Source organism: Roseovarius sp. MBR-78, assembly GCF_040547535.1.
In the GTDB taxonomy this organism is placed as follows: domain Bacteria; phylum Pseudomonadota; class Alphaproteobacteria; order Rhodobacterales; family Rhodobacteraceae; genus Roseovarius.
This window is the reverse complement of the sequence record NZ_JBEPPX010000003.1, coordinates 174865-192176: the sequence shown is the minus strand read 5'-3', so window position 1 is coordinate 192176 and position 17312 is coordinate 174865. Positions and strand designations below refer to the sequence as shown.

Sequence of the window (17312 nt, the reverse complement as noted above, 5' to 3'; positions counted from 1 at the left end):
TCATTGCATCATATCGAACAGTAGCGCCGTAGGGTGGGCCCCCCCCCGCGCCCCGCATCGGTCGCTTGACCCCCGCCCTAGCCCTGCATCGGCGGCCAGGGGCGCGCGTCGTCTGCCTCGATCCAGGCGCGCACCCAGCCGGGCAGGGGCGGTGCGGCGAGGTCCGCCTGCCCGAGGGCGGCGAGCACGTCACCCGGCGGCACGATGCCGCCGCGCCCCGTCACCGCGCTGCGATAAAGGATATGGTTCGCGCATTGGCCATCGCGCGACCACATGGATTGCTCGATATACAGGAACCGCGCGTCCCACCCCACCAGCCTTGAGCGCATCTCGACGCGCTCGAACACGCGGATACGGCGGCGGTAGCGCACGCTTGCCCCGGCCATCGTCAGCCCCCAGCGTTTGCGTCGCAGCACCGCTATCAGCCCGACACGCCCCGCCAGCGGGATGCGCCCCAGATCATAGAGCGTGAGCGTGCGCCCGTTGTTCAACTCGCGCCACAGGTCGATATCCCAGGGCAGGCAATAATGCTGCGAGACATGCGTGCCCGTCACCGGTAGGGGCGGCGAATTGCGGTGCTGCCAAAGCTGCCAGAGCATTCGGATCACGGGATACATGGGGGGCGGTCTCCTTTGGGTGCGGGGCGGGCTTGGCAGGGGCGCCGCCCCTCGTCAACCGCGACCGCGCGTCAGGCTTGCGCTCGCGCGGCGGCCCGCATAGGTCTGGGGCAAACCGACAAGAGGGCCGCACCGCCATGCAATCGCTTTTCCAGATCCTGATGCTGCTGCTTGACGTGGCGTGGTTCTTCATCATCGCGCATGTCATCATGTCGTGGCTGATCAATTTTCAGGTGCTCAACCTGCGCCAGCAATTCGTGGCGCAGATCTGGTATGGGCTCAATCGCCTGCTAGAGCCGCTCTATGGCCCGGTGCGCCGCATCCTGCCGCAGATGGGCGGCATTGATCTCGCGCCGCTGGTGGTGCTGATCGGGGTCTATGCGCTCAGAATCGTGCTGGTGAATAACGCGGCGGCGTTTTACTAGGTCGGGGTCTTGTTCACCGAATCTTAGTGTGAAACAGTTCCCCTAATAGCAGACATACAAATCTTGCAGGATCGCCATGCCAAGCGCTGCCACGCTTCTGCGTGATGTCTTCGGGTTCGATGCGTTCCGCCCCGGACAGGAAGAGATCGTCCATACTGTCGCCTCGGGCTGCAACACGCTGGCGATCATGCCGACGGGGGGTGGCAAATCGCTGTGTTTCCAACTGCCCGCGCTGCTGCGCGAGGGGGTGACGGTGGTCATCTCGCCGCTGATTGCGCTGATGCGCGATCAGGTGCGGGGGCTGCGCGCGGCGGGTGTCGAGGCGGGGGCGCTCACCTCGGGCAATACGGACGAAGAGACTGCCGAGGTCTGGGCGGCGCTGGAGGCCGGGCGGCTCAAGCTGCTGTACATGGCACCTGAGCGGCTTGCCTCGGGGGCGGCCCTCGGGATGCTGCGGCGGATCGGGGTGTCGCTCATCGCCGTGGACGAGGCCCATTGCGTGAGCCAATGGGGCCATGATTTCCGCCCCGATTACCTTGCGATAGGCCCACTCCGGCGCGCGCTCGACGTGCCGCTCGCGGCCTTCACCGCCACCGCCGATGCCGAAACACAGGCCGAGATCGTCGAAAAGCTCTTCGACGGCCAGCCGCCGCAGGTTTTCCTGCACGGGTTTGATCGGCCCAATATCCACCTCGCCTTTGCGCCCAAGGACGGGCCGCGCGCGCAGATCATGGCGTTCGCCGCCGCGCGTCGCGGGCAATCGGGCATCGTCTATTGCGGCACCCGCGCCAAGACCGAAGGCCTCGCGCAGGCGCTGTCACAAGCTGGCCACAACGCCTGCGCCTATCACGGCGGGATGGAGGCGGGCGCGCGCCGCGAGGTCGAGCATCGCTTCAACACCGAGGATGGGCTTATCGTGGTGGCCACCGTGGCCTTTGGCATGGGCGTGGACAAGCCCGATATCCGCTGGGTTGCCCATGCCGACTTGCCCAAGAGCATCGAGGCCTATTATCAGGAAATCGGCCGCGCGGGCCGGGATGGGGCACCCGCCGAGACGCTCACGCTTTATGGTGCCGACGATATCCGCCTGCGCCGTGCCCAGATCGACGAAGGGCTGGCCCCGCCCGAGCGGCGCATGGCCGATCACGGGCGATTGAACGCGCTTTTAGGGCTGGCCGAGGCGCTGGAATGCCGCCGCGCGGTGCTGTTGCGCTATTTCGGCGAAGATCCCGCGCCTTGCGGCCATTGCGACCTGTGCGAGACGCCGCCCGAGACATTCGACGGCACCGAGGCGGTGCAAAAGGCGCTCTCGGCGATCCTGCGCACCGGCGAGAGCTTTGGCGCGGGGCATCTCATCGACATCCTGATGGGCAATGCCACCGAGAAGGTGCGCACGCGCGGCCATGACAACCTGCCCACCTTCGGCGTGGGCCGCGACATCGACAAGCGCGGCTGGCAGGGTGTGTTCCGGCAGATGATGGGGCATGACCTGGTGCGTCCCGACCCCGAACGCCACGGCGCGCTGGTGATGACAGAGGCCGCGCGCCCGGTGCTGCGTGCCGAGACGCGCATCCGCCTGCGCCGCGAGGTGGCGGGGGCCGCGCGCCGCCCTGCTGTCCGCGCGCTGGTCGCGGACGAGGACGCGCCGCTCCTTTCGGCGCTCAAGGCCAAGCGCCGCGCGCTAGCGGAGGCGGCACGCGTACCCGCCTATATCGTCTTCACCGACCGCACGCTGATCGAGATGGCCGAGACGCGGCCCGCCACGCTCGACGCGATGGCGCGCATCGGCGGCGTGGGCGCGAAGAAGCTGGAGCAATACGGCGCGCTGTTTCTTGAGGTCATCAACGGCGCGGCAGAACCCATGCACCCGACGCGCCGCAAGCTTGCCGGGCGGGTCGAGGGCACGCTCTATGACCGGCTGGCCGAGGTCAGCCGCGATCTGGCGCGCGGGGATTGCGGCACGCTCAGGCCCCTGTCCTGCACCCATTCCACCCTGCGCCAGATCGCCGAGCGGCGCCCCTCGAGCCTTGACGCGCTGGAGCGTGTGCCGGGGATGGGGCCGCAAAGGGCCGAGCGTTTCGGTGCGGCCTTTCTGGACGTTCTGCACGGGGCGGGCTAAATCCCCGATCACCCCGGTATGAGGAAACAGATATGCTGGTCGTCGTCTCGCCCGCCAAGAAACTGGATATGACCCCCGCAGAGGGCATCACCCCCACGCAGCCCGCCTTTCGCGCCGAGGCCGAGGACCTGGCGCAGGTGGCGCGCGGGCTTGACACCAAGGGGCTGCAAGACCTGATGAAAATCTCCGAAAGCCTCGCGCGGCTCAATATGGATCGCTTCGCGGCCTTCGGCACGATGGACGCAAAACCCGCCGCCCTCGCCTTTGCCGGGGATACCTATCAGGGGCTGGAGGCGGGATCGCTCGACCCCGATGAAATGGCTTTCGCGCAGGATCACCTGCGTATCCTCTCGGGGCTTTACGGCGTCTTGCGCCCGCTGGATGCAATCGAGCCTTACCGGCTGGAAATGGGTAGCCGGTTGGCCACGAGCCGTGGCCGCACGCTCTATGATTATTGGGGCGACCGGATCGCGCGGGCGCTGAACGCGCAGGCGGCGGAGCTGGGCAGCGACGTGCTGGTGAATTGCGCGAGCCAGGAATATTTCGGCGCGGTCGATCAGGCGGCGCTCGGGCTGCGGGTCATCACGCCGGTGTTCATGGAAGAGCGCGGCGGCGCACCCAAGATCGTCAGTTTCTACGCCAAGCGCGCGCGCGGCGCGATGGCGCGGTTCATCATCCACAACCGGCTGGTCGATCCCGAGGCGCTGACGGATTTCGACACCGGCGGGTATGCCCATGCCCCCGACCTGTCGGCCACCGACCGGCCCGTGTTCCTGCGCGATCAGCCTACCGCCTGAGTCGGCGCGCCCTCGGGCGGGCGCAGGCCGGGCGGGGTGGCGGTGGTGATCTGCGCCACGATGGCCGCGCGCTTGAGCGGCTTGGTGAGGTAATGATCCAGCCCGGCGGCAAGGATCTCGGTATCGTCGCCATTCATGGCATGGGCGGTCATCGCCACGATCGGCACATGGCCACCCTCGCGCGCCTCGATCTCGCGGATGGCGCGGGTGGCTTCTTTCCCGTCCATCTCGGGCATGGAAATATCCATGAACACGATATCGGGCGCAAGGCTCTGGAACAGCGCCACCGCCTCGCGCCCGTTCCCGGCGAAGGTCAATTCGATATCGAGCGCCTGCACCATCTTGGAAAACACCAGCCGGTTGGTCTTGTTGTCCTCGGCGGCCAGCACGCGCATGGCGCGCGGGGCAGGGGGGGCTTTGGCGGGCGGGTCGGCCGGGCCGGTCCCGGCTGGGGCAGGCGGGGTAAGGCCCGCCAGCGCGGTCAGAAGATCGCGCCGTGCCACCGGTTTCTGGAGCACGGCCTGCACCGCGCCGCGCGCAGGGTCTTGCGCGGCGCTGCCGGAATTGGGGCTGAGCACGATGACGGGCATCGCATGGCCCGCCGCGCGCAGGGCGCTGGCAAGCTCGAACCCGTCCATGCCCTCCATGTGGTGATCGACGATCACCAGGTCGGGCGCGTCGCGCGCCACCTGCGCGCGCGCGGCGCTCGCATCGGCGCAGGCCGTGACCTCCATCCCGAGCGCGGCCAGTTGCCGCTCCAGGAGCGCGCGGCAGGTGGTGTGGGGCTCGACCACGAGCGCGCGGGCAATGCGCGGATCGGGGCGCGCGCCCTCGGGAATGGCCGCCTCGGCCACCGGCAAAGGCAGCGAGACCCCGAAGGTGGAGCCGCGCCCCTCGTCGGACTCGACCCAAAGATCGCCGCCCATGAGCCGCACCAGCTTTTGCGTGATGGCAAGGCCAAGCCCGGTGCCCTCGAACTTGCGGCTTTTGGCGTCGTCCACCTGGTTGAATTCGCCGAAAATATGATCGAGCTTCTCGCGCGGGATACCGATGCCGGTATCCTCGATGCTGATGCGGATATCGGCCTCCGCGCCTTCGCCCGCCTGCATGCCGGTGACGCGGATCATCACGTGCCCGGCCTCGGTGAACTTGACCGCGTTGCCCACGAGATTGGTGAGGATCTGCCGGACACGCCCCGGATCGCCAACAAAGCGGGTCGGCAGGAACAGATCGTAATCCACCAGGATGTCGATTCCGCGATCGCGGGCATGGGCCTGCATAAGCGTCACAAGCTCGTGGATGCACCGCTCCAGATCGAACGGCTCGGGGTGCAGGGGCAGCCGGTCGGCCTCGATCTTGGAATAGTCGAGCACATCGTTGATGATGACCAGAAGCGCCTCGGCGGAGTGCTTTATGGTGGTCACGTAAAGGCGCTGTTCGTCGTCGAGCGGGCCCTCGGCCAGCAGGTCGGCCATGCCCACCACCCCGTTCATCGGGGTGCGGATCTCGTGGCTCATATTGGCAAGGAATGCGGATTTGGCGCGGTTGGCGGCCTCGGCGCGCCCGCGGGCATCCTTGAGCTCCTTTTCATAGCGGATCATGGCGGTGATGTTCTGCACCAGGCTGACCATGTCGCCGCCCGCGCCGCGCCGGTCGGTGAGGCGGATGTAATGGCCGTTCCACAGGCGGATCACCTGCGGCTCGGGGGCCGGGCCTTGCCAGCGGTCGAGCATCTGCTCGCGCCATTCATGCCGGGACATGTCGCCGATATTGACGATCCCCTCCTCGGTGATGAGTTGCAGGATCTCGATATAGCTGATGCCGGGGCGCACCATTTCCAGCCCATCAAACACCGCAAGCCAGGCCTTGTTGGCCGCGATCATCCGGCTGTCGGCGTCGAAAAAGGCAAACCCGTCCTCGATCGCCTGGATCGAATGCCAGAGCCGCCGCTCGGCGATCTCGATCTTCTGGTTGGCGGCCCCGAGATCGGATTTCACGCGCTGGTTCTCGTCGCGCACGGTCTGGACCTCGGCGCGGGTCTCGGTGATCTCGGTGCTGAGCGCGCGGGCGTGCAGCCCGAGCTTGCGGTTGGCGGCGTGAAGCTCCGCCTGTTTTTGCTCCAGCAGGCGTTCGGCGGCGAGACGCGCGCGCCGTTCCTCTGCCAGCTTGTTCGCGAGGGTCATGCCCGTCCTCCGCCGCGCCGGATCGTGGTTGCGCCACAATCCGGCATCGTCGTGAAGAATGGCTTAACGCGTGCGAGAAATCACAGCGCCTCGATGGCTAGCGCGATACCCTGCCCGCCGCCGATGCACATGGTGATGATGGCGCGCTTGCCGCCCGTGCGCTCCAGCTCATGCATCGCCTTGACGGTCAGGATCGCGCCGGTGGCCCCCACCGGGTGGCCAAGCGCGATGGCCCCGCCATTGGGGTTCACGCGGGCGGCATCAAGGCCAAGCGCCTTGTTGACCGCAAGCGCCTGCGCGGCAAAGGCCTCGTTCGATTCGATCACGTCGAAATCGGCGGCGCTCAGCCCGGTGCGTTCCAAGAGCTTTTCCACCGCCGGGATCGGCCCGATGCCCATCACCTCGGGGCGCACACCGGCATGGGCATAGCCCAGCACGCGCGCGCGCGGCTTGAGGCCTGCGGCCTCGGCGGCCTCGGCGCGGGCAAAGACGAGGGCGGCGGCCCCGTCATTGATTCCGCTGGCGTTGCCGGCAGTCACAGAGCCATCCTTCTGAAACACCGCGCGCAGACCGGCCAGCGCCTCGGGCGTGGTGGCCTTGGGATGTTCGTCGGTGTCAAATGCAACCATGTCGCGCTTCACGCGCACCTCGACCGGCACGATCTGGGACTTGAACCGCCCCTCGGCGATGGCCGCCGCGGCGCGGCGCTGGCTTTCCAGCGCAAACGCGTCCTGATCTTCGCGGGTAATGCCGTGTTCCGCCGCGACATTTTCAGCCGTCACGCCCATATGGCCGGTGCCGAACGGACAGTTGAGCGCGCCCAGCATCATGTCGAGCGTCTTGATATCGCCCATCTTCGCGCCCCAGCGCTGATCGGGGATGATGAAGGGCGAGCGGCTCATGTTCTCGACACCGCCCGCAAGGCCGAAATCGGCATCGCCCAGCATCAGGGATTGAACAACCGAAGCAATGGCTTGCGCGCCAGAGCCGCAAAGCCGGTTGACGTTCATCGCAGGCGCGCTGTCGGGAATGCCCGCATCGATGGCGGCGACGCGGCTGACATACATGTCGCGCGGCTCTGTGTTGATGACATGGCCGAAGACCACGTTCCCGATCTGCCCGCCCTCGACGCCCGACCGCGCCAGCGCCTCGCGCGCGACGATCGCGCCAAGCGTTGTCGGCGGCGTGCCGGCAAGCGCCCCGCCAAAAGTGCCGATTGCGGTGCGGCAGCCGTCGAGAATCACGATATCGGTCATGGGGGTCCTCCCTGAATGGTTGAGCGCAAATTAGCCACAGGGGGGCGGGCTTGGCAACGGTGACATGGGCGCGCAGGCAACCGACCGGTTCGGCGCACCAACCGACCGGTTCATAGGGGGCGGCGCACGGTGCCCCCCGCAGTCGTCCTCCTCTGGCCTGAGCCGAGGATCTCGCGGGTTGTGCACGGCTTGTCAGGACGGGGGCAAGGTGCTTGTGTAGGACCCGACCCCAAGGCCTGCCCGAGAGTGCCCCGCGATGACGATCCGACGACATGCCGACATCGACGAGGCGGCGCTGAGCCCTGCCGAGAAAACCCTGCTGGAGAATTGCAAGGCGGGGGTGCCGACGGTTCTCGGCGATGGGACGCTGCCCGACGGCCCGAGCGATGCGCGAAACGTGCGGGCGGACCTGCTGCGATATCTGATTTGCGGCGGGTGCGAGGCGCGGCCGGTGGCGGATAGGGGGGTGGACCTGACCGGGGCCTATGTGACCGGCACGCTCGACCTCGATTTCGCGACGGCGAAGGGGTTGACCGGGCTATTCGCCTGCCGGTTCGAAAATCCCCTCAAGGCGCTGCAAGCGCGGTTCGAGATTTTGGCCCTCAATCGTAGCCGCCTGCCGGGGCTGAACGCACAGGGCGCGCAGGTGACGGGCGGCGTGTTTCTGCGCGAGGTCACGGTGACAGGGGAGGTGGGCCTGTCCGGGGCCGGGATCGGCGGTCAGTTGGCCTGCGAGAGGGCGCGGTTCGAGAATGCGGGGGGCAACGCGTTGAACGCGCAGGGCGTGCGCGTAACGGAAGGCGTGTTTCTGAGCGGGGTCTCGGCAGACGGGGAGGTGAGCCTGTCCGTGGCCAGGATCGGCGGGCAGTTGGATTGCGCGAACGCGCGGTTCGGGAACGCGGGGGGCAAGGCGCTGAACGCGCAGGGTGTGCGCGTAACGGAGGGCGTGTTTCTGAACGGGGTCGTAGCAGAGGGGGAGGTGTGCCTGTCCGGGGCCGGGATCGGCGGGCAGTTGTCTTGCGTGGGCGCGCGGTTCGGGAATGTGGGGGGCAACGCGTTGAACACGCAGGGTGCGCGTGTAACTAACGGCGTGTTTCTGAGCGGGGTCTCGGCAGAGGGGGAGGTGCGCCTGTCCGGGGCCGGGATCGGCGGGCAGTTGGCCTGCGATGGCGCGCGGTTCGGAAATGCGGGGGGCATGGCGCTCAACGCGCAAGGTGCGCGCGTAACGGAAGGCGTGTTTCTGCGCGGGGTCGTAGCAGAGGGGGAGGTGAGCCTTTCCGGGGCCGGGATCTGCGGGCAGTTGAATTGCGTGGGGACACGGTTCGGGAATGCGGGGGGCAAGGCGCTCAACGCGCAGAATATGGACTTGGGGCAATTATACTGGCGTAGGGTTGCGGCGGTCAGTGGGACGGTGGACCTTAATGGCGCAAAGGTCGCGGACCTCGTGGATGATGCGGCGAGTTGGGAAAAGGTCGAGCGCCTCTATCTCCACGGGTTGCGCTATGAAAGCATCCTCGGGCCGATGGCCGCGCGGATGCGGCTGGGCTGGGTCAAGCGCGGATCGTTTTACGAAGGCGAGTTCTGGCCGCAGCCCTATGAGCAACTGGCCAGCGTGTTCCGCGCGATGGGGCATACAAGCGATGCGCGGCTTGTGTTGCTGGAGAAGGAAATCCGGCTGGCGGCGGACTGGACGCGGCGGGCGGTGGAGGAACAGGCGGACCTGCGCAAACGCCGCGATGCAACGCCCATGCCTGCCGATCATCACGAGGTCCAGAACCGGCTGGCGCGGCTCTGGCTCGATCTGCGTATCCTGCCGGTCTGGCATTGGTTTCTGCGCTATCTGGTGGGCTACGGCCATGCGCCGCAGCGGGTGCTTTACTGGACCGCCGGCACGATCACGGTGATGGGGCTGTTCTACCTCTATGTCTGGAATTTCGGCGGCATGGTGCCGAATTCCGATATCATCCTGACCTCGCCGCACTGGGCGCAGGCGATGGCGGCCAACCCCGACCTGCCCGGCGTGGCGTGGGAGGCGTCGGAGGCGGGGCAGCATTACCAGACCTTTGCCGCCGCGACCTATGCGGCGGATGTGTTCATCCCGCTGGTCGATCTGGGGCAGGAGGCGGCGTGGAGCGCGACCACGGCCACGCGGCTGGGCGGGCTGGCCTGGGTTGCGACGTGGTTTCTCAAGCTGTTCGGCTGGATCGTCACCGCCGTGGGGGCGGCGGCGATCACCGGGATCATTCGGCGGGAGTGAGCGGCTCTCGCCCGCTATCGGTCAGCAGCCAGCAACCTCTCCCCTCGAACACCGCAGGCCAGAGCGGGCGGCCAAAGCCTGCGCCGCCGTCAAGGTCGATGCGGGTGCCGAAATGGGCGGGATGGTCCAGCGCGGTGTGGCCATGCACCACCAGCCAGGGATGCGGCTCTGCATGGTCGAGAAAGCCCGCGCGAATCCACATCAGGTCATCGGGGTCTTGCCGGTCCAGCGCCACGCCGGGGCGCAGGCCCGCATGCACGAAAAGAAGCGGCCCCGCCTCGTGCCAGAGCGGCAGGCGGGCGAGCCAGTCGCGATGCGCCTGCGGCACGGCGGCGCGCGCCTCGGCATGGGCCGCTTCGGGGTCGGGCGCGGTAACGCCGTAAGAAGCAAGCGTCTCGGCCCCGCCAAGGCGCGGGTTGAGCCATGAGAGGCCAGAGGCGACACGCGGCGAATGGATCACGCTCCGGTCGAGGAAATCGAGCAACATCTGGTCGTGATTGCCGCGCAGCACGCGCCAGGGGCGACCTTCGGCCTGGCCCTGCATCAGCCGCTCGATCACCGCGCGGCTGTCGGGGCCGCGATCGACGAGGTCGCCCAGAAAAACGATAGTGGCCTGCGGGCCGCCGTCGCGCGCGACACGCTCCAGCGCCTCGTCAAGCAGCGCGTCCTGCCCGTGGATGTCGGGGATGGCATAGATGGGATCGGTCATGGGCGCATGTAGACCCTGCGATGGGCGGGATGTCCAGAGATGGGACGCTGTCGGCCGCCCACGGGGAGCCGTCATTCACTGCAAAGCCCCCCGCGCGGATCAAGGCGCGCCTCCTGTGCCGACCTTGGTCGCGAGGCGCTTTCCCTTGATCGCCGGGCAGAGCATGCCGCCCTGCGCGTCGCGGGAAAACCGGCCAAGCGCGCCCTTGTCGCGGTCATGAGAACCGCATCGAGACTGCAAACGCACTCGTCAAAGCTGACCGTGCCTGGATCGAAAACACCGCCCGATCAAGACAGACGCTCCAGGCACCCCCGTGCCGGGCCGCATGTGCCGGTGTGGCGCGGGCGTGGCCCGTCGAGGTTACGGCCAGGGCCCCGGCAGGGCACAGATTTTTAGAGAGTGATGGTGCGGTCGAGAAGACTCGAACTTCCACGGGAGTTACCCCACAGCGACCTCAACGCTGCGCGTCTACCAATTCCGCCACGACCGCACGTGCCTGGTAGGCTGCGGGGCGTATACGCAATGCGTATCACCTTGTGAAGGGGCAAATCGCATCGCCCCTCCGGTTTTTCTCGCACCCCTTTCACAGGGCGCGCTGGCTCAGTCCACCTTGAACGTGGGCAGTGTCGAGGCGGGTTGCACGCCACCGCCCTGCTGCGCCCCCGAGGCGGCCCCGAACACGGCTTGCCGCAACAGCGCGGTGCGCCCCGAATCGCCGGGGGCAAAGACCGGCTTGGCACCGTTTTCCATCGCCTCGACGGCCGCGCGATACCACTGCTGCGCAAGATCGGGGCGCTTGGTGGTGCCGAAACCCTCGTTGAGGTGATGGCCCATCAACTCGCCATAGGCCTCCTCGCCCAGCGCCGCGAGCAACAGCCCCGAGCCGAGCGACACGGTCATGTTGTCGATGCGGTAGCCCACCGAGAGGCACACACGCGCGGTCCCGACAAGCTGCGCGGGCGATTGCCCGCTCTGGAGCACGAAGCCCCGCACGCCGTCGAGAACCTCGCCACGATCCTTGAGCGAGAGCGCGGCCACGTGATCGCGCATCACGGGGCCAAAGGCGCGGCACTGCTCTTCGAGCTGCTCGGGCGTGATCCCCTTGATCGAGGCCGCGATCGTCTCGCCCTCGGCGATGGCATAGGTGCGCGCAAGGCAGAACTGCTCGTTCAGGGCAAAGCGCGGATCCTGCATCGAGGCGGGGGTGACGAACCCGCCATTCGAATTGGTCACGAGGCTCACCTGATTGCAATGCGAGGCAAGCGACGGCCCGTCCCCGCCCGAGGCCATGAAATTGGGCAACGCGCCGATCGCGGCGGTCTGCGGCACCTCGGGCTGCGGCACCTGCGCGGTCTGCGGGATCGCCGCCATCACCGGCGATTGCGCCTGCGGCGCGGGCGTCGCCGCATAGGTCGGCGGCGCACCCGCCGCCTCGTCGCGATAGGCGTGCAGCAAGCCGCGCGTGCCCTGCCCGCGCTGCGCGATGAGCTGGTTCGTGGCCGCACCGCCCGATTGCGCGCGATAGTAGGAGGAGATCAGGAACTGGCGCTCGTAATCAGCCAGATACCCGGACACCGGATAGCCCATATGCGCCTGATAGCTGGAAATCGCGTTGCGGGTGTTGCGCCCGCGCACCCCGTCGGGCGTGCCCGCCGGAAAGCCGAAATAGTTGAGCGCGGTCTGCTCCTCGCGGGTCTGCTGGCTCGACACGCTGGGCGCGCGATAGACGCGTCGCTGCGTGGTCGTGCCGCGTCTGCGCTCGCGGGCCTTGGCGCTTTCATTGACGATGATGCCGCTCACCGCGCCGCCGACAATGCCACCCACAAGGCCATCTGCAAAATCCGCCGCCGCCCGCGTGCCGGGCAGGGCCGCGACGCTCGCCATCAGCGCCGCCATGACAAATTTGTTTGAAGTCATTTTTCGTCTCCCTGAATGAGGTGGATCGCAACTATCCCGCATGATAGCACAATCTTGCCCTATCCCGCGTGTGAGTCACCCCCCAGATGCTCAATTCCCCCGTCTCAACCGGTCAAAACGGCGTGGAATGGCATCATTCCGCCGGATTGGTTGACTACCGCGAGGCCGTGGCCGCAATGGAAGACCGCGTCGCGCGAATCAGCGCGGGCGAGGCCCGAGAGGCAATCTGGCTCCTGGAACACCCCCCGCTTTACACCGCCGGCACCTCGGCGCGCGCCGCCGATCTTGTGGAGCCCGACCGCTTTCCCGTGTTCGAGGCCCGGCGCGGCGGGCAATATACCTATCACGGTCCCGGCCAGCGCGTGGCCTATGTCATGCTCGACGTGGGCCGAAGGGGACGCGACGTGCGCCGCTTTGTCGCAGCGCTGGAATCCTGGGTGATCGCCACCCTCGCCGAGTTCAACGTCACCGGAGAGATCCGCGCGGGCCGCGTCGGCGTCTGGGTCACGCGACCCGACAAACCACTGACCGCCGCCGGGTGCCCCCAGGAGGACAAGATCGCCGCCATCGGCATCCGCCTGCGCAAATGGGTGAGCTTTCACGGCCTGTCGATCAACGTGGACCCCGATCTCGACCATTTCACCGGCATCGTGCCTTGCGGCATATACGAGCACGGCGTCACCAGCCTCGTCGATCTCGGCCTGCCGGTCAGCATGGCCGATCTCGACACCGCCCTGATGCGCAGTTTCGACACCGCCTTTGCCGAGGCTTGACGCGGCCTGCGCACCGCCACCGCTCCAGATCGCGACGAATTGTCGGTTGCAAGCACATGTCGCAAGGCTATGTTGACGGGTGAAGATAAACCCAACCGAGAGGTAGCCATGAAGACCGTTTTGACAGCCACCGCCCTGATGACCGCGCTTGCCCTGCCTGCCTTTGCAGAGGGCGACGCCGCCAAGGGCGAGAAGGAATTCAACAAGTGCAAGGCCTGCCACATGATCGCCTCCGACAGCGAGACGCTCGTCAAGGGCGGGCGGACCGGCCCCAACCTTTATGGCGTGATCGGCCGGGTGATGGGCAGCGTCGAGGATTACAAATATTCCGACGGGCTCAAGGCCAAGGCCGAGGCCGGTGAGACCTGGACCGAGGAAACCCTCGCGACATATGTCAAGGATCCCAGCGATTTCCTCGGCAGCCGCTCCAAGATGACGTTCAAGCTGCGCAAGGGCGGCGAAGACGTGGCCGCCTATCTCGCCACCTTCTCCGAGTAAGCCGGGCAAGCGGACCGGATGATGGGCCGCGCGGCATCGCCCGCGCGGCCCTTTCCATGCGACACCGCCCTTTTCCGGCACGACCGGGCGCTGGGCGGAGCAACGGTTTTCGCATGAGGGCGCTTCGGCGCGGCAATCAGACAGATCGTTGAGAGGTTTGTGCCGGGTGGCGAACACGGCATAAAGAAAAGGCCCCGGTCGATGCCGGGGCCAGTCCAACAGGGAGGTTCACGTCTTACCGTATGTGAACAATACCATAGTAATCATGAAACTCGGATACCACTTTGATATCGGTCAAGGCGGCGTGACTTTTAAACCACAAGGCGATAGCCACCGGACTCGGTTACCAGAAGGCGAGCGTTGCCCGGATCGGGCTCGATCTTCTGGCGCAGTCGGTAGATATGGGTCTCGAGCGTGTGGGTCGTCACGCCCGCATTATAACCCCAGACCTCGTGCAGCAGGATGTCGCGCGGCACCACGCCCTCGGGGGCGCGGTAGAGGAATTTGAGGATATTGGTCTCTTTCTCGGTCAGGCGGACCTTCCGATCCTCCTCGGTGACCAGCATCTTCATCGACGGCTTGAACGTGTAGGGACCAAGCTGAAAGATCGCGTCCTCGGATTGCTCGTGCTGGCGCAGTTGCGCGCGGATGCGCGCCAGCAGCACCGGGAACTTGAACGGCTTGGTGACGTAATCATTGGCCCCCGCGTCCAGCCCGAGGATGGTATCGGCGTCGCCGTCATGCCCGGTCAGCATGAGGATTGGCGCGCGCACCCCCTGTTTGCGCATGAGCCGGCACAGCTCGCGCCCGTCGGTATCGGGCAGGCCGACATCGAGGATGATGAGATCGTAGATCATGTCCTTGGCCCGCGCCATCGCCTCGGCGGCGTTGGAGGCCTCGAACACGTCGAAATCTTCGGTCATGACGAGTTGTTCGCCCAGCGCCTCGCGCAGGTCGTCATCGTCGTCTACCAGCAGTATCTTTTTCACTTGAGCCATGATGCGTTCCTCTTCCTGCGAGCCAAGATGCGCAAGCCGGGCGCGCGCGGCAAGTGTGGCGTCACAGGTCTCACGGCCACGTGTTGCCGCGCGAGCGTTTCTTTGCCATTCATTACAATATACGCTACCTCGGTGGCCCCGGATACCGGAGTTTGCCCATGAGCCTTGCCCCCGACCTGACCGAATCCATCGCCCGCGCGCGGGGTGATCTGCGCATGGGCGTGCCGGTGGTGCTCTGCGATGCGCGCGGCGGCGCGGCGCTGGTGCTGGCCGCCGAGACGCTCGATGCGCAGCGGCTTGCGGATGTGCAGGCGCTGGGCGGCGCGCCGGTGCTTGCGATAACGGCGCGCCGTGCCGCGACATTGAAGGCGCGCGCCTATGACGGCGATCTGGCGCGGGTGCGGCTGCCTGCGGAGGCGCGGCTGTCATGGGTGCTGGCGGTGGCCGATCCCGCCGATGACCTGCGCGTGCCGATGAAGGGGCCGCTTGTGAGCGAGCGGGGCGGGGATGCGGGCCTGCACCGGCTGGCGCTGCGACTGGTGAAATCCGCGCGGCTCTTGCCGGCGGCGGTGCTGCTCGACCTGCCCGATGGTGCGGGTTTCGCCACGCGCCACGGGCTGACCATGCTGGCGGCCAGCGCCGCCGCTCCGCATCTGGCAGAGGCCAGCCCGATGCACCCTGTGGTGAGCGCACGCCTGCCGCTTGCCGTTTCCGAGGCGGGGCGGCTGCATGTGTTTCGCCCCGAGGATGGCGGCGAGGAACATTACGCCGTCGAAATCGGCCAGCCCCGGCGCGATGCCCCGGTTCTGGCGCGGTTGCATTCGGCCTGTTTTACCGGTGATCTGCTGGGCAGCCTCAAATGCGATTGCGGCCCGCAATTGCGCGGTGCGCTGGCGCAGATGGGGGCCGAGGGGGCGGGCGTGCTGCTCTATCTCAACCAGGAGGGGCGCGGCATTGGCCTGGCCAACAAGATGCGTGCCTATTCCTTGCAGGATCAGGGCTTTGACACGGTCGAGGCCAATCACCGGCTGGGTTTCGAAGATGACGAGCGCGATTTCCGCATCGGGGCGGATATATTGCGGCGGATGGGGTTTTCCGCCGTGCGGTTGCTGACCAACAACCCCGCCAAGATCGCGATGATGGCGCAGAACGGCATCGACGTGGTCGAGCGTGTGCCGCTCCGGCTGGGCGAGAACCCGCACAACCACGCCTATCTGGCCACCAAGGCCGCGAAATCGGGGCATCTGCTTTGACGAGGTGCCCCCCCGGCAGTTTGAGGATAGGCAAGGGGGGCGAGCGTCTCCTCTACACCACGCCCAGCCCTATCGCTGCTTTTCAAACCAGATGATCACCTCGCCCACCTCAACGCCAAGCTTGTCCATATAGGCGCGGTTGAGGACGCGGGTCTCGCTCACCTGCCACATCCAATCATCAAATTGCACCCGCAGCGTGCCGTCGGGCACCGGCAGGTCGATCTGGTAGCGCCAGTTGAACGCATCCCCCCGCTCTTCGCCCCCGGCTGTGCCGATCACGCCGGGTGCCGATCCGGCCCAAGTTTCGGGGCCGGTCTGCTCCAATGTCCAGACGCGCGTCTCGGTGGTGCCGTCGGCATAGCGGAACCTCTCGTCAAGGGTGAGCGTCTGCCCGTCCCATGTGCCCGTTACATCCACCGTAAAGCGCCGCCGCACGGTGCCGAACCGGTCCTGGAACTGCCCGTAACCGACGACATGCCCATCAAAAAAGGTCTCAAGCTCGAAATCGCGCGTGCTGAGGGGTGGATCGGCGAGATCGGGCCGACCAGCGCAGCCCGCGAGCATGAGTGCCGCGCAGGCGGCAAGCAAGATACGCATAAACCCTCTCCCGGTTGCTGTCACGGGAGAGGTATGCCGCCAAACGGCCCCGGCAAGGTCTGCGGTCTACAGCGTGGCGTTGACCGCGCCGCCATCGAGCAGGACGTTCTGACCGACGATAAAGCCCGCGTGCCGGCTGCACAGAAAGGCGCAGGCCGCGCCGAACTCTTCGGGCGTGCCATAGCGACCGGCGGGGATGGTGGCGCAGCGCTTTTCCTTCGCCTGCTCGATCGTGATTCCCTCGCGCTCTGCCACGCCGGAATCGAGCGATACAGCGCGGTCGGTGGCGTGGATGCCGGGCAGCAGGTTGTTGATGGTGACGCCCTTGCCCGCCACCTGCCGCGAGGTGCCCGCGACATAGCCCGTCAGCCCCGCGCGCGCCGCGTTCGACAGCCCCAGGATGGGGATCGGCGATTTCACCGATTGCGAGGTGATGTTGACCACCCGGCCCCAGCCGCGCGCCATCATACCCGGCACCAGCGCCTTGATGAGCGCGATGGGGGCGAGCATGTTGGCATCGAGCGCGGCGATGAAATCCGCGCGGTCCCAATCCGTCCACATCCCCGGCGGCGGCCCGCCTGCGTTGTTGACGAGGATATCCACCGCGCCTGCGGCCTCAAGCACTGCCGCGCGGCCCTCCTCGGAGGTGATGTCGGCGGCCACGGTGGTGACCTCGACGCCGAACTCCTCGCGAATCGCTGCCGCTGCCGCCTCCAGCGCCTCGGCCCCGCGTGCGTTCATCACCAGATCGACGCCCGCCTCGGCCAGCGCCCGCGCACAGCCCAGCCCAAGCCCCTTTGACGAGGCGCAAACCAGCGCCCGTTTGCCACGTAGTCCCAGATCCATCGCGCATTTCCTTTCGTTGTTCACCCCAAGTTAACACCGCCCGGCGCAGGATGACCAGCAAGAGCCC

General features: G+C 66.9%; 15 protein-coding genes and 1 tRNA gene. 7 read left to right on the top strand and 9 right to left on the bottom strand.

Annotation, left to right across the window (positions count from 1 at the left end; translation table 11 throughout):
• Positions 1 to 77 precede the first annotated feature (77 nt).
• On the bottom strand, positions 78 to 617 hold the full coding sequence (locus tag ABIE58_RS03815) for an acyl-CoA thioesterase (protein WP_354543360.1): 540 nt from the start codon (positions 615 to 617) through the stop codon (positions 78 to 80).
• A gap of 137 nt (positions 618 to 754) precedes the next feature.
• On the opposite strand from ABIE58_RS03815, the gene ABIE58_RS03810 reads away from it, so the two are divergent.
• The 3 genes from ABIE58_RS03810 to yaaA all read left to right on the top strand — a co-directional run bounded on the left by ABIE58_RS03810 (position 755) and on the right by yaaA (position 3958).
• On the top strand, positions 755 to 1042 hold the full coding sequence (locus tag ABIE58_RS03810) for a YggT family protein (protein WP_354543359.1): 288 nt from the start codon (positions 755 to 757) through the stop codon (positions 1040 to 1042).
• Between the two features lie 76 nt (positions 1043 to 1118).
• Positions 1119 to 3161: a DNA helicase RecQ gene (recQ, locus tag ABIE58_RS03805; protein WP_354543358.1), complete on the top strand. Its 2043-nt coding sequence runs from the start codon at positions 1119 to 1121 to the stop codon at positions 3159 to 3161.
• Positions 3162 to 3193: 32 nt separating this feature from the next.
• A complete protein-coding gene (yaaA, locus tag ABIE58_RS03800) occupies positions 3194 to 3958 on the top strand; it encodes a peroxide stress protein YaaA (protein WP_354543357.1) in 765 nt (254 codons plus the stop codon).
• Here yaaA and ABIE58_RS03795 read toward each other — a convergent pair.
• Positions 3943 to 6141 (bottom strand): response regulator, encoded by a 2199-nt coding sequence (locus tag ABIE58_RS03795; protein ID WP_354543356.1) that lies wholly within the window; start codon positions 6139 to 6141, stop codon positions 3943 to 3945. The two genes, yaaA and ABIE58_RS03795, sit on opposite strands and share 16 nt — an antisense overlap.
• Positions 6142 to 6221: 80 nt before the next feature.
• Entirely contained in the window at positions 6222 to 7397 is a 1176-nt protein-coding gene (locus tag ABIE58_RS03790; protein WP_354543355.1) for an acetyl-CoA C-acyltransferase family protein, read from the bottom strand.
• Positions 7398 to 7653: 256 nt separating this feature from the next.
• Between ABIE58_RS03790 and ABIE58_RS03785 the strand changes: the two genes are divergently transcribed.
• On the top strand, positions 7654 to 9654 hold the full coding sequence (locus tag ABIE58_RS03785) for a hypothetical protein (RefSeq protein ID WP_354543354.1): 2001 nt from the start codon (positions 7654 to 7656) through the stop codon (positions 9652 to 9654).
• Here the strand turns inward: ABIE58_RS03785 and ABIE58_RS03780 are convergent.
• The 3 genes from ABIE58_RS03780 to ABIE58_RS03770 all read right to left on the bottom strand — a co-directional run bounded on the left by ABIE58_RS03780 (position 9638) and on the right by ABIE58_RS03770 (position 12280).
• Positions 9638 to 10363 (bottom strand): metallophosphoesterase family protein, encoded by a 726-nt coding sequence (locus ABIE58_RS03780; RefSeq protein WP_354543353.1) that lies wholly within the window; start codon positions 10361 to 10363, stop codon positions 9638 to 9640. The two genes, ABIE58_RS03785 and ABIE58_RS03780, sit on opposite strands and share 17 nt — an antisense overlap.
• Before the next feature lie 403 nt (positions 10364 to 10766).
• Positions 10767 to 10853 (bottom strand) — tRNA-Leu (locus tag ABIE58_RS03775).
• A 110-nt stretch (positions 10854 to 10963) separates the two neighbouring features.
• Positions 10964 to 12280 carry a peptidoglycan-binding domain-containing protein gene (locus ABIE58_RS03770; RefSeq protein ID WP_354543352.1) on the bottom strand — a complete coding sequence of 439 codons (1317 nt, stop codon included), beginning with the start codon at positions 12278 to 12280 and terminating at the stop codon, positions 10964 to 10966.
• An 86-nt stretch (positions 12281 to 12366) separates the two neighbouring features.
• On the opposite strand from ABIE58_RS03770, the gene lipB reads away from it, so the two are divergent.
• Both lipB and ABIE58_RS03760 read left to right on the top strand, forming a co-directional pair.
• Positions 12367 to 13053 (top strand): lipoyl(octanoyl) transferase LipB, encoded by a 687-nt coding sequence (lipB, locus tag ABIE58_RS03765; protein ID WP_354543351.1) that lies wholly within the window; start codon positions 12367 to 12369, stop codon positions 13051 to 13053.
• 108 nt (positions 13054 to 13161) lie between these two features.
• Positions 13162 to 13551 carry a c-type cytochrome gene (locus tag ABIE58_RS03760; RefSeq protein WP_354543350.1) on the top strand — a complete coding sequence of 130 codons (390 nt, stop codon included), beginning with the start codon at positions 13162 to 13164 and terminating at the stop codon, positions 13549 to 13551.
• A 311-nt stretch (positions 13552 to 13862) separates the two neighbouring features.
• On the opposite strand, the gene ABIE58_RS03755 is transcribed toward ABIE58_RS03760, so the two are convergent.
• A complete protein-coding gene (locus tag ABIE58_RS03755) occupies positions 13863 to 14549 on the bottom strand; it encodes a response regulator transcription factor (RefSeq protein WP_354543349.1) in 687 nt (228 codons plus the stop codon).
• A 158-nt stretch (positions 14550 to 14707) separates the two neighbouring features.
• On the opposite strand from ABIE58_RS03755, the gene ribA reads away from it, so the two are divergent.
• A complete protein-coding gene (ribA, locus tag ABIE58_RS03750) occupies positions 14708 to 15802 on the top strand; it encodes a GTP cyclohydrolase II (RefSeq protein WP_354543348.1) in 1095 nt (364 codons plus the stop codon).
• 69 nt (positions 15803 to 15871) lie between these two features.
• Here ribA and ABIE58_RS03745 read toward each other — a convergent pair whose 3' ends face one another.
• Positions 15872 to 16399 (bottom strand): DUF3833 domain-containing protein, encoded by a 528-nt coding sequence (locus tag ABIE58_RS03745; RefSeq protein ID WP_354543347.1) that lies wholly within the window; start codon positions 16397 to 16399, stop codon positions 15872 to 15874.
• 66 nt (positions 16400 to 16465) lie between these two features.
• Positions 16466 to 17245, bottom strand: coding sequence for an SDR family oxidoreductase (locus ABIE58_RS03740; RefSeq protein WP_354543346.1), 780 nt, complete (start codon positions 17243 to 17245; stop codon positions 16466 to 16468).
• Positions 17246 to 17312: the final 67 nt, after the last annotated feature.

What these genes read in the sequence shown, in the direction of transcription:
- ABIE58_RS03810 (WP_354543359.1), top strand. Translation starts at nt 755, where the DNA reads ATGCAATCGCTTTTCCAGATCCTGATGCTGCTGCTTGACGTGGCGTGG.
- ABIE58_RS03795 (WP_354543356.1), bottom strand. Translation starts at nt 6,141, where the DNA reads ATGACCCTCGCGAACAAGCTGGCAGAGGAACGGCGCGCGCGTCTCGCC.
- yaaA (WP_354543357.1), top strand. Translation starts at nt 3,194, where the DNA reads ATGCTGGTCGTCGTCTCGCCCGCCAAGAAACTGGATATGACCCCCGCA.
- ABIE58_RS03770 (WP_354543352.1), bottom strand. Translation starts at nt 12,280, where the DNA reads ATGACTTCAAACAAATTTGTCATGGCGGCGCTGATGGCGAGCGTCGCG.
- ABIE58_RS03815 (WP_354543360.1), bottom strand. Translation starts at nt 617, where the DNA reads ATGTATCCCGTGATCCGAATGCTCTGGCAGCTTTGGCAGCACCGCAAT.
- ABIE58_RS03785 (WP_354543354.1), top strand. Translation starts at nt 7,654, where the DNA reads ATGACGATCCGACGACATGCCGACATCGACGAGGCGGCGCTGAGCCCT.
- ABIE58_RS03780 (WP_354543353.1), bottom strand. Translation starts at nt 10,363, where the DNA reads ATGACCGATCCCATCTATGCCATCCCCGACATCCACGGGCAGGACGCG.
- ABIE58_RS03745 (WP_354543347.1), bottom strand. Translation starts at nt 16,399, where the DNA reads ATGCGTATCTTGCTTGCCGCCTGCGCGGCACTCATGCTCGCGGGCTGC.
- ABIE58_RS03760 (WP_354543350.1), top strand. Translation starts at nt 13,162, where the DNA reads ATGAAGACCGTTTTGACAGCCACCGCCCTGATGACCGCGCTTGCCCTG.
- ribA (WP_354543348.1), top strand. Translation starts at nt 14,708, where the DNA reads ATGAGCCTTGCCCCCGACCTGACCGAATCCATCGCCCGCGCGCGGGGT.
- ABIE58_RS03755 (WP_354543349.1), bottom strand. Translation starts at nt 14,549, where the DNA reads ATGGCTCAAGTGAAAAAGATACTGCTGGTAGACGACGATGACGACCTG.
- recQ (WP_354543358.1), top strand. Translation starts at nt 1,119, where the DNA reads ATGCCAAGCGCTGCCACGCTTCTGCGTGATGTCTTCGGGTTCGATGCG.
- ABIE58_RS03740 (WP_354543346.1), bottom strand. Translation starts at nt 17,245, where the DNA reads ATGGATCTGGGACTACGTGGCAAACGGGCGCTGGTTTGCGCCTCGTCA.
- lipB (WP_354543351.1), top strand. Translation starts at nt 12,367, where the DNA reads ATGCTCAATTCCCCCGTCTCAACCGGTCAAAACGGCGTGGAATGGCAT.
- ABIE58_RS03790 (WP_354543355.1), bottom strand. Translation starts at nt 7,397, where the DNA reads ATGACCGATATCGTGATTCTCGACGGCTGCCGCACCGCAATCGGCACT.